General features: G+C 55.2%; 8 protein-coding genes. 4 read left to right on the top strand and 4 right to left on the bottom strand.

Features of this window, described 5'->3' with window-relative positions:
- Nucleotides 1-720: 720 nt before the first annotated feature.
- Complete coding sequence (locus GTO91_RS12365) at nucleotides 721-1,767, top strand: PocR ligand-binding domain-containing protein (protein WP_161259033.1); 1,047 nt, start codon at nucleotides 721-723, stop codon at nucleotides 1,765-1,767.
- 33 nt (nucleotides 1,768-1,800) lie between these two features.
- Nucleotides 1,801-2,274: a chemotaxis protein CheW gene (locus tag GTO91_RS12370; RefSeq protein ID WP_161259034.1), complete on the top strand. Its 474-nt coding sequence runs from the start codon at nucleotides 1,801-1,803 to the stop codon at nucleotides 2,272-2,274.
- A gap of 237 nt (nucleotides 2,275-2,511) precedes the next feature.
- Here the strand turns inward: GTO91_RS12370 and GTO91_RS12375 are convergent, their stop codons facing one another.
- Complete coding sequence (locus tag GTO91_RS12375) at nucleotides 2,512-4,491, bottom strand: methyl-accepting chemotaxis protein (RefSeq protein ID WP_161259035.1); 1,980 nt, start codon at nucleotides 4,489-4,491, stop codon at nucleotides 2,512-2,514.
- Between the two features lie 375 nt (nucleotides 4,492-4,866).
- Between GTO91_RS12375 and GTO91_RS12380 the strand changes: the two genes are divergently transcribed.
- On the top strand, nucleotides 4,867-6,594 hold the full coding sequence (locus GTO91_RS12380; RefSeq protein WP_161259036.1) for a putative bifunctional diguanylate cyclase/phosphodiesterase: 1,728 nt from the start codon (nucleotides 4,867-4,869) through the stop codon (nucleotides 6,592-6,594).
- Between the two features lie 202 nt (nucleotides 6,595-6,796).
- Here the strand turns inward: GTO91_RS12380 and GTO91_RS12385 are convergent, their stop codons facing one another.
- Entirely contained in the window at nucleotides 6,797-8,494 is a 1,698-nt protein-coding gene (locus tag GTO91_RS12385; protein WP_161259037.1) for a M35 family metallo-endopeptidase, read from the bottom strand.
- 311 nt (nucleotides 8,495-8,805) lie between these two features.
- Here GTO91_RS12385 and GTO91_RS12390 point away from each other — a divergent pair, with 311 nt between their 5' ends.
- Nucleotides 8,806-10,035 carry an MFS transporter gene (locus GTO91_RS12390; RefSeq protein ID WP_161259038.1) on the top strand — a complete coding sequence of 410 codons (1,230 nt, stop codon included), beginning with the start codon at nucleotides 8,806-8,808 and terminating at the stop codon, nucleotides 10,033-10,035.
- Here the strand turns inward: GTO91_RS12390 and GTO91_RS12395 are convergent.
- On the bottom strand, nucleotides 10,032-10,811 hold the full coding sequence (locus tag GTO91_RS12395) for an EcsC family protein (RefSeq protein ID WP_161259039.1): 780 nt from the start codon (nucleotides 10,809-10,811) through the stop codon (nucleotides 10,032-10,034). The two genes, GTO91_RS12390 and GTO91_RS12395, sit on opposite strands and share 4 nt — an antisense overlap.
- A 170-nt stretch (nucleotides 10,812-10,981) precedes the next feature.
- A partial coding sequence (locus GTO91_RS17850; protein ID WP_207709023.1) for a hypothetical protein occupies nucleotides 10,982-11,334 on the bottom strand: 353 nt, incomplete at its 5' end.

Genomic DNA, 11,334 nt, shown 5'->3' on the forward strand with positions numbered 1-11,334 from the left:
TCTTTTAAGGATTCCGTGCTGCCTAAACCACATTTTTGAACAGCGGCGGAAAAACGCACAAAAAAAGACAGGCCCTCCTATAGTAGACGCTTCAGCTAAAACATTTCGTTTTGAATCTGAACACGTCGTCTAATCAACCGTAAAAAACGGACACCCCCTTGGGTTCGCAACGATTCCATTGCGAGATTTCCCAGGGGGTGTCTTGTCTGTTCGCTTTTAAACGCATTGACTCCGCCAACACGCGGCGAGAGAGAAATCATTACCAGAAAATGCCCGTCCAGGATGCGCACTTATCTGTTGAAAAGCATCAAAAAGTAATATATCATACTGATATAGTTCCCTCAATCACATGACTTCCAAATAGGTTATATTTTTCCCTTGGGATACCGCAGGGCTCCTCCTGTCACGATGCAGTTGATATGAAAGGGTGGTGGAGACTAGTACAGATAGCGACATAGTACATAGATAGGGACGGGTTACACAGCGCACAGCATGCCCCTGATAAAAAACCACGGCAAATTGTCTGGAAAATTGACGATTCCGAAAAAAGAGATTCTTTTCTAGTGTCATACACAAGTGCCATACACGGTGTCACTCACAACTAGACTTTGGCATGATTCATACGCATGATCCCATGGCATCACCCCATTCCCCCATTCCCCCATTCATCGCCCCCATGTCCGAAATTTTCTCAATATACACTCAGGAGGGAATATTGCAATGAAGGAAACAATGCACGCAGCAGAAGATCACTTCGACTTGGCGAACGTGAAAATCACCGATGTCATCGACATCGAGTTTTTGCAAAAATTCCAGGACGACTTCGCCACCGGGATCGGCTTGGCCAGCGTCACCGTCGATCTTGACGGCATGCCGGTGACGAAACCGAGCCGGTACACCCGTTTTTGCATGGACTTCACCCATTCCACCGAAATCGGAGACAAGCGGTGCGCCGAATCTCACCGCAAAGGCGGGGAAGAGGCGGCGCGAACCGGCAAGCCCTACATCTATGAATGCCACGCGGGCCTGATCGATTTTGCCGTGCCCATCATGCTGGAGGGCAGACAGATCGGGACCATCCTGGGCGGGCAGATCCTGTCCCATGCGCCGGAACTGGAAAAATACGAGCGGATCGCCCGGGAGATCGGCGTCCACTCCGACGCCTATGTAGAGGCCGTGAAAGAAGTCAAAACACTCACCTACGAGCGGATCGAAGCGGCCGCCAACGTCCTGTGGACCATAGCCAACAACATGACCAAGACCTGGTATGACCAGCACAAGCTCGGTGGCCTCGCGCGGGTCCTCAACGAAAACATCACCCAGATGTCCGCGACGATGGAGCAGATGGCCGCCTCCGCCAACGAAGTGAACGAAAACCAACTGAAGTTGAACAGTGAAATTCAAAGCGTCAGTAATTTGACGGAAAAGATCAATGAAGTCATCGATTTCATCAAGGAAATCGCCGACGAAACCCGGCTGTTGGGTCTCAACGCCGCCATTGAAGCCGCCAAAGCGGGAGACGCCGGGCTCGGTTTCGGCGTCGTGGCCCAGGAGATCCGCAAGCTGTCCAACGACTCGAAACAGACCGTCAACAAGATTAAGGAATTCACCCTGGAAATCAAAAAATCCGTCGCCCACACGGTCAAGATGGGCGACTCGACGACCACCGCCACCCAGCAGCAAGCCTCGGCCATCGAAGAAGTCAGCGCAAGTCTCCAGGACATCGCTACCCTTTCCGACAGCCTAGAGAACCTGGCCTCGAAATAGCGATAAATTTATTGTGTGAAGAAGGTGAATCCTTTGGCGGTTCTTCAGTTAGTTACCTTCGAATTGTGCGGAGAAGAATTTGCGATTGACATCGATATTGTCAACGGCATTCTCAAGCTAAAAAGTTACACCATCGTCAAGATCCCCAGCGCATCCAACGGGTTGGAAGGAATTATCAATCTGAGGGGGAAAGCCGTCCCCGTCTTCAACATGAAAAAGCGGTTTCACTACGCAGACACTGGTGTGAGCGAAGACAGCAAGATCATCGCGTTGAACAACAACGGCGCCATCGTCGGGTTCATCGTCGATGATGTCACCGACATATTCAAATTGAAGGACGAGGACTTTGAGCCGCTGCCTAGCAGCATCACCCATAACTGCGACGGCTATATCAAAGGCATTGGGAAAAACGATGACCGGATCATCATCATCCTGGATCTGATCAAGGCACTGTCCGATAAGGAACTGAAACAGATTCATACCGTTCCAAGCGCGGCCACGGCGTAAAAAGGATGAGTAGTGAAACATCGTCCTAAAATAAATGGGACTCTCATAAGACGCAAAAACACCGCCAACAGGCATTCCTGCCTGTTGGCGGTGTTAAGGAATGAAAGAGAATCGCAACGTAACAAGTGATCCAAAAGTAGCCGAATCCGAAGCAACGGCGACCGCGGAACCCTTAAAGCTTCCTGAGCCGCTTTACGCATCCCATGCGCCTTAAGCTACCTGAGTAACTGAAGCCCCCTAAATCCGAAACCGCTGCACCGACGCCTGCAACGCCTCGGCCATCCTCGCCAGGCTCTCGGTCGATAGGGCGATCTGGTCCATCGACGCCGACTGCTCTTCTGTCGAGGCGGCGGCGTTTTGCGTTTGTCCCGTCGTTTCGCGGACGATGGACTCGATGTGCTCCATCTGGGCCACGATCTCCTGGCCGCCGGCAGAGGCCTGCTGGACGGTGGCGGAGATCTCCCGGAACTGGCTTTCCACTTCGTCGATCAGGTTTTCCACGATGCCGAACTCGCGCCCGGCCGCCTGAGCAACCTTTGTTCCTGACTGGACCTCGTTGATCCCCACGGACATGGCGTTCACAGAGGCTTCCGTCTCTTTTTGAATCGTCTGAATCAAATTGGTGATCTTTTGGGTCGAGTCCTTCGACTCTTCCGCCAGTTTGCGCACCTCTTCGGCCACGACGGCGAAGCCGCGGCCCATCTCGCCGGCGTGGGCGGCCTCGATGGCGGCGTTGAGGGCCAGCAGGTTGGTCTGTTCAGCGATGTTGCGGATTGCGGCCACGATCTCGTTGATCTCCTGGGAGCGCTCGTTCAGCTTGGACACCATGTCGCCCGACTGGGTGACCGTGTTTTCAATCCGGTGCATCTGGTTGATCACCGCCTTGACGGCTCGGCCGCCTTTTTTGGCGGCAACGGTCGTCTTTTCAGCCGCTTCTTCCACCGTTTTGGCGCCGATGGACACCGATTGGATCTCCTCGGCCAACTGGCTGGCGACGCTCGTCGTTGATTTTACTGAATTGAACTGGTCATCGGCGCCGGTGGCGATGGCGCTGATCGACTCGGCGATCTGGTTGGCTGCGGCAGAGGACTGCTCGGCGCTGGCGGTCAACTCCTCGGCTGAGGCCGCGACCGCTTGTGCCAACTCGGATACGCCTTTGACCAGTTGCCGCAGTTGGCTTGCCATGGCGCACAGGTTCTCGTTCAGTTCCCGCATCTCCGTCGTCGTTGATTGGTGCAGTTCGCCTTCGCCAACTGTGAGGTTGCCCTCGGCCACCCCTTTCATGGCGGCAGCCAGTTTACGAAGGAAAGCGGTGATGTCGTTGGTGACGAAGATGATGATCACGGTCAACACAGTAAGGGTGATCAGGCTCAGCATCAGTGCGCGAGCGGCGAGGGCGTTAATGGGCGCAAAGAGTTCTTTGACGGGAACGGAAGTGACAACGGCCCAGCCGCTGATCTCGAGCGGGGAAGAAGAGTAAAACTTTTCCACGCCCTTATAGGGCCGCTGCGCAAAGGTCGGTTCACCGGCCAGGAAGCTCTTCGTTGCTTCCGCCAGGCCGCCTCCGTCTACCGTGAAGAGGTTGTCCGTATGCTGCAACGACGGGTGAGCGACAAGAAATCCTTTCCGGTCGATCACATAGGGATATCCCGTTTGGCCCACTGTTTTGTCGCTGATCAATGTATAGATGGCCTTCAAGTCGAGGTCTGCCGCCACCACGCCGACGATTTGTCCGCCAACCGTGATCGGCGTAACAATGCTGATGACGGGGCTTTTTGTTTTGACATCGTCATGGATGTCTGTATAGCCGATTCCCTGCCCCTTGCTGCCCACTTGATAGGAAACCTGTTGCCGTGGGTCGAATCCGGCGGGAGGCGTCCACCCGGAAGCGCTGATAAAGCGCCCGTCCGCATAGGTAACCGTCAGGTCCCGCATCCCCGGATGAAGTTGACGCAGTTTTTCCAGGTTGCGACGTTGTTCCTCCAAGGTGATGCCGCTGCTGCTGAAGGAGTGCGCCAGCGCCGTGACGGTCGACTGCTTGTCCAGCAACCAGCCCTCCAACTCATGTTTAGTATGTTCTGTAGTCAAGGCGATCGTCTGGCGGATTTGCTGATCTAAGGCAGTTTTCGCGCCCCAGTAAGAGGAGGCACTGATTAGTCCGATCCCAATGATGACGGGTAGTACGATAAAAAGCAGCAACCGTGTCCGTAATCCCATAACCATCGCTCCTCTCAAAACGCGAGTCCATCCATGAACCACCTTCTTGTCGCTACGGATGGGTCACCTTTTTTTTACATTCATTGCCCACATTTCTCGTTTTATCGACATTTTCTGATGTTCTATTCGACAAGGGGAGATTTCAAACCTGCTTACGCTGTTTTAATTTTTTAACAGTCTATTGTTTAATATGTTTTTAGGGTTTTACGAATAAAAATATATAGTCAAAACGTAGCGCCTTATGGTACGCTTTCACTAGCCTTTCACTGTTCTTTTATTCGTCTTTTATTAGCTTGTTTTACAAAATACCTTACGGGAAAGGCCAAAACCTAGACCACAGGCGACGGTAAAATAATAATGCCGGGGATGATCCGCATGATTGAAAGCAAAGTGAGCAAGGGCAGCAGTGGGTTGGTTCAATTTGCGGAAGAAGAACTGCGCGCGGTACAGGAAAGCACCTATGACGCCATTTTTACCTGTTCGCTCGACGGGGTGATCAGCCGGATCACGCCCAGCGCTGCCAGGCGCAACAGCAGCCTGGAGCAACTGTTGGGCTATTCGGTGAACGATGTGGTCCACCCCGAAGATCAGGAAAACGTCAAGGCTTTTTTCAGCAAGGTGAAGCGCCTGGGCACAGTCCGTCCCGGCCCCGAATTTCGGTTGCGGCAATCCGACGGCGGTTGGCGTTGGTACAGCGTCAACGCTTCGCTGGTCTGCGGCGTCGATGGGGATCCGCTCTATGTGACCGGCGTCGCCAGGGACTTGAGCGAACAGAAAGAGACGGAAAAACACCTGAAGCACCTCGCCACCCACGATTATTTGACTGGTATCCCCAACCGCTACTACTTCGACGGCGCTCTTTCACGGGCGCGGCGGCTGGCGAAAGAGGGGACAGCCAGTTCCCTTTTGCTGATCGATGTCGATAAATTCAATCTCGTGAACGATCTGCTGGATCATGATATGGGCGATCGGCTCTTGACCAACCTGTCGCGGCTATTGCGGAGCCAGATCCGCCGCGACGATGTGCTGGCCCGCTTGAGCGGCGACGAGTTTGGCCTCATCCTGCACGGTGTCGCCGAAGCGGAAGCGGAACAGATCGCCTCGAACCTCTGCCGCGTCGTCAAGGACCGCGATCTCTGTCCCGTTCTCGAAGGTTGTGACCTGCGCTTCACCGTCAGCATCGGTGTCGCCGAAATCAATGGACACCAGGATGTCCGCCAGGTCCTGAGCCGGGCCGGGGCGGCTTTGCATATGGCCAAGATGGCGGGGCGCAGCCAGGTCGTCGTCGCCTACGCCAATGAGCGCATGTTCTCCCGATTGGAGGAGACGAGCCGCCTGATTCAGATCGTCCGCGGCGCTGACCGGGAGGGGCGATTCCAACTCTTTTTCATGCCTGTCGTGCGCAGTTCTGACGGCGCCATCGAGCATTATGAGGCGTTGTTGCGGCTGCGCGACGGAAACGGCAAGTTGATCTCTCCGGCCACCTTTATTCCCGTTGCCGAGAGTTTCGGTTTGATGGGCGACATCGAGCGCTGGGTCGTCACCGAGGCGGTGCGCTTTTTAGAGAAAAACACCCAGTTGCGGCTATATGTGAACCTGTCGGGAGAGAGCCTGGGTGATAAGGAGATCCTGAACTTCATCGAAGAGACCGTCCAGAACACGCCGGCCATTCACGGGAGGCTCGGCTTTGAGATCACCGAGACGGCCGCCATCCGCGATCTCATGTCGGCGGAACAGTGGGTGCAAAAGTTGCGGAGTTTAGGCTGCCGCTTCGCCCTCGATGACTTCGGCAGCGGCTATTCGTCGATCGCTTATCTGAACAAACTGCCAGTGGATTTTATCAAGATCGACGGCTCTTTCGTCCGGTCGATCGATCAGGATCCCGAGCGCCGCGCGTTGGTCAAGGGGATCAATCAATTGGTGCACTCCCTTGGAAAGATGACCATCAGCGAGTATGTGGAGAATGACCGCATCTGGCAGTTGATCCGCGAGATGGGGATCGAGTACGGCCAGGGGTTTTACCTGGGCGAACCGGCGCCGCTGCCGAAGGATATGGTGAGTGAGTCCACCATGTTGGAACTGAGCCCGGGGAGCAAGGAATAGGACAGCGCTGGCAACCGTGCATGCATGGCAAAGCGTCTGGAATACGCCTGTAAATGGCATGCAAAAGGCCCGCCGTTATCCAAGAGGATCGCGGCGGGCCTTTTTTATCTGGCACGATTCGGCTGTTATTTGGGGGGCAGGGGGTATTTTGAAACGCTTTTTATGTAGGGCGATGCTGCGTTACGTCCATCCAACTAGCAGGCTAAGCGTCAGGCATTTTTCCCCAATGTCCTTGAATCGGGAGCGGATAGCCGCCGTCGACCGTACCGGCGCTGTTGTCGGAGTAGCGGACATATTGGCTGCCCTTGGTGACGTAGATTTTCTTGTTCGGCAGGACAACAGCGGTGTCGAAACTCTGGTCGAAGCTGTCGGGTAGGTTGCCCCAGTGACCCTTGATCGAGAGCGGATAGCCTTCATCGACCGTGTCGGCCGTTTTGTCGGAGTAGCGGACGTATTGGCTTCCCGTGGTGACGTAGATTTTCCCGTTGGGCAGGACGACGGCGGCGTCAAAACCCTGATTGAAGCTGTCGGGCAGGTTGCCCCAATGGCCTCTGATCGGCAGCGGGTAGCCGTCATCGACCTTGCTGGCGTTGTTGTCGGAGTAGCGCACGTACTGACTACCCTTGGTTACATAGATTTTGCCGTTGGGCAGGACGACCATGCTGTCAAATCCCTGGTTGAACGATTCTGGCAGGGCGCCCCAGTTGCCCCGGATCGGTTTGGGATAGCCGGCGTCGAACTGGTTCGCCGAGGAATCAGAGTAGCGGACGTAGAGGTTGGCGAAGGTGACATAGGTTTTCCCGTTCGGCAGGACCGCCGAGGCATCGAAGCCCATGTCGAAGGGGAAGGTCGTTTCCGTGAAGAGGCGGTACGAATCGGCGTTCTTGACCGCCTTGGCGGAATCGTTTTTCGCCAGGTTCTTGCAGTTGCCTGTGCCATAGACCACATCGTCCGTTCCGGTGACCGCATGGGTGAGTTCATGGAGGACGATCCCCATCTGGGAGAAGATGCCGATAAAGGGGTAATTGTAAAAACCGCCGCAGAAATAGACGGATCGGCAGTACTTGTAGGTGTAGGCGATCACGCCGGGTTCGCAATAGTCGCCGCCATCGAGGTAGTAGGTGAACTGGTCACTGATCAGCGTGTCGTAGATCTTTTGGTAATTGCCGGTCACCTTTTCCTGGCGTGTTTGGTCGACGGCGCCGAACCAGGTGACATAGTTTTTGTTTTTATAGTAATCAGAGGTCTTCAACAGGTTCGCGCAGGCGTAGGCGAAGGTGGTCGCCCCTTCATGGGCGTTTTGGACGGCCCGCCTTTTGTTGGCGTCCCCGCCCTGCATTTTTGGCGCCACCGGCGGGTTGGGGCGGTTGGCTTTCTGCGCCTGAACCGGGGAAAACATCTGCTTCGGTTCTTTCTCCCGCTGCAGTTGTCCTTCCGTTTTCTTCGGTTGCGCGCCGGCCACGATCCGGAAGGTCGCCACGTTTGAGACAAGCTTGTGGGTGTTGAAGGTATCGCGCGATTTGGGTTCCATGAGTCGTTGGCCGGCGTAGTGATCCAACAGATCCGAATTGATTTGCACGGTGTAGTGGCCCGGTTCATCGAGGTGGTAGGCGCGCGTGAGATCGATTTCCGTTGATACGGTTCCCTTTGCCGGAACCCGGATATAGTGTTGGGGATGCGGATCGGCGCGCATGACGAGGGGGCCGTCATAGGGAACCGGTTTGCCGTTTTTGTTTACGATCAGGTAGTCGCCTCGAAACGTTTCCAGCGGGGTTCGCCAGGCCAGCACATGATAGTCAACATCCGTTTCGTTGTTGAGGACAAACTTCACCAGAATGGGTGCGCCGAGGGGATACTCTTTTTCTGCGCTCAGGGTGCATGTGAACCGTCCGGTCGCCAAGGGTATCATCCTCCTTTTATATCTTCTTGAGGAAAAAGATGCCTGTGAAAATAATGATAATCATGTATACAGGCATGTCAACAGGCGAAACAGGCGTTGTCGCTCAATGTGGCCTTTCCGGCGCTAAATAGAGAAATGGTTGTGTGTGCAGGATCTTGAGCGGTGGGAAAGAATAATGGAGGTATATCCTGCGAAGGGTGTAAAGAGCAGGTGTACTGCACTGCGAAGGTCGTGAACGCTGCAGGGCCTAAACCGCCATAGAATGTCAACCACCGTGACGGGAGAAACATCATGAGAATGGAGCAATCAACATGAACCGAGTCGAAGCCCCGCGCCATGCCGCGCCGTTATGGACAAAAAGCTTCATTTTTATCTGCCTGACGAATCTATTTATGTTCACCAGTTTCTACTTTCTCTTGCCTACACTGCCCGTATTCGTCACCAGCGGCTTAGGCGGAGACGAGAGCAGCGTGGGGTACATCATCGGCATCCTGTCCCTGACGGCGGTCATGGTCCGCCCGCTCTCCGGCTACCTGTTGGATGCCGTCGGGCGAAAAAAGGTGCTTTTTTTGGCGCTCATCGCCTTTTGCCTAGCCACGGCCGCCTACCAGATCATCGCCGGTCTGACAGGGCTCTTTCTGCTGCGGGCGCTCCATGGCATGACCTGGGGCTTTACCACAACGGGCGCCGGCACGGTGGCCGCCGATGTGGTGCCTGCCGAACGGCGCGGTGAGGGGCTCGGCTACTACGGCCTCTCGAACACCTTGGCCATGGCCGCCGGCCCCAGCCTGGGCCTCTTCGTCCTCGACAAGGGCGGCTTTTCGGCCCTGTTTGGCGCCAGTCTCGTCCTAGCCCTCCTGGGGCTGCTCAGTTTAGCTGGCGTATCCTATGAGGCCGCCCCTCGAAAACCGGAGCTTCGGCCGGCAGATAGCGCCGGGGAGGCGAAAAAAAAGAAGGCCGGCCTATCGCTGGCCACCCTCTTTGAACCTGCCGTGTTTTCCTTATCCGGGGTGATGGGGTTCGTTGCCATCGTCTATGGTGGCATTGTCTCCTTTATCACACTGCTCGCCAAAGAGATCGGCGTGCCCAACGCCGGCGTTTACTTTCTTATCTACGCCTTAACCTTGCTGGTGATCCGCCCTTGGGCCGGTCGCGCCTTCGACCGAAAGGGACCAAGACAGATCATGATGATCGGTTTTATCAGCATGATCATTGCTTTCGTGCTGCTCTTTCTGGCCAAAGGTATAGCGTTGTTCATTCTTTCCGCTGTGGCGATGGGTGTCGGTTTCGGCATCGTCCAGCCCACCTTGATGGCCATGGCCATCAACCGGGTGCCCCCCTTCCGGCGGGGCGCCGCCAACGGCACCTTGATGAGCGCCTTCGACCTGGGCATCGGCCTTGGTTCTATCGTGCTCGGCTATGTTTCCAAACTGGCGGGTCTCCCCGGCATGTACCTGGCCTGCGCGGCGATCATTGTCATACCGGCGTTGCTCTATTTCCGGCTGGGCGAGGAAGAGACTGCCGGGGCGAGACAGGGCTAGTCTCGCTGCAGTTCCTTGACCATCGGCTGGAGAAAGCGCAGTTGGAAGGCCTTTTGCGCCGTCTCACCGAGGTCCCCTGCCAGTGAGTAGTTGGCCCAGGCGTTGACAGGAGCGCCGACGACAGGCAAAAAGCCGAGCAGTTTGCGCGTGTCGATACCGTCGCGGTATTCCTTATAAAAACGCCGCCAGTCAAATTGACTGCTCTCCGGCCTCAAGCTGGTCACCGGCAGGCGGTCCCAGCGGCGGACTGTCTCATAAATCTCGCGCTGCACATCGCCCGATGCGAAGGCCAGCAGGAAGACATGGACCAGGTAATTTCGTTCCTGGGGTGTGCGCGCGTCATAGCCGTAGAGCCAGGCTATCTCTTGAAGCATCTTCAATTTGATGGTGATCAGAGCGGGGAAGTCGACGGCGGCAAGGACAGCACCGCCCATCCCTGTGCCCGCGCCTTCGATGGCGGCAATCTTTTTATACCTATCAATGATACGCTGCGCCTCATCATCCATTTGCGCAAGTGCGCCTGGACGCGGTTCTGTGGAAGCGGGCAGCAGGGCAATGCCGGCCAGAAATCCTTTGACCACCGTCTCCAGGGCCACCGTGATGGCCTTATGGATCGATTCCGGTATTAGATCATCGACCTTTTGCTGGAGTTTGCGCGTCATCTTGTCAAAGAAGCCTGCTCGGGTGTCGCGCATCTCGTTATCCCAACGAATGAGCGATTCTACGACCCGGCTGGTGTATTCGTCCTGTAGTGTTTTTTCTGTTCTTTCGTTCATGGGCTGCCCTCCGACTTAATCTTGATGATGCGCAAGTTGTCTTGCTGTAGTGCAAGTGTCCTGCCGTTATTCGAGATGCCTTGTTGATGAATAAGAGATTCGCTATGTGCAAGAATGCCGCCGGCGTATGATAAAACCTAACGCGGGGCATACGATAGACAATTCCAGCGCTACACTGCGGATGTGTCCTTTCTAAGTATAAACGCTTTCAGCGGCGATAGGATCATAAAAAGTGCCTTTTGGAAAAAATTGATGCTTGCCTTTATCTCTCCCTTATGCCATAATAGCAAACGTCGCCGCTGCAAGGCGGTGAAAAACAGGAAGGCGAAGCAAAGTGAACCAAAACGTTCGCCGCCTGAACGGTCCTTGAAAATCGAACAGTTGCGAATCAAAAGCGTGCGAAACCAATCAATTCCGCTGCTGGTCGCTGATGCGCAAGCGTTGTCAGACGTAAGTGTGTCAGAGGATAGCGGTAGAAGGAACGATTGTCGGAAACGACAGTTGTTCAAAAAAATTGTCATTT

The sequence above is a fragment of the Heliomicrobium undosum genome (genome assembly GCF_009877425.1).
In the GTDB taxonomy this organism is placed as follows: domain Bacteria; phylum Bacillota; class Desulfitobacteriia; order Heliobacteriales; family Heliobacteriaceae; genus Heliomicrobium; species Heliomicrobium undosum.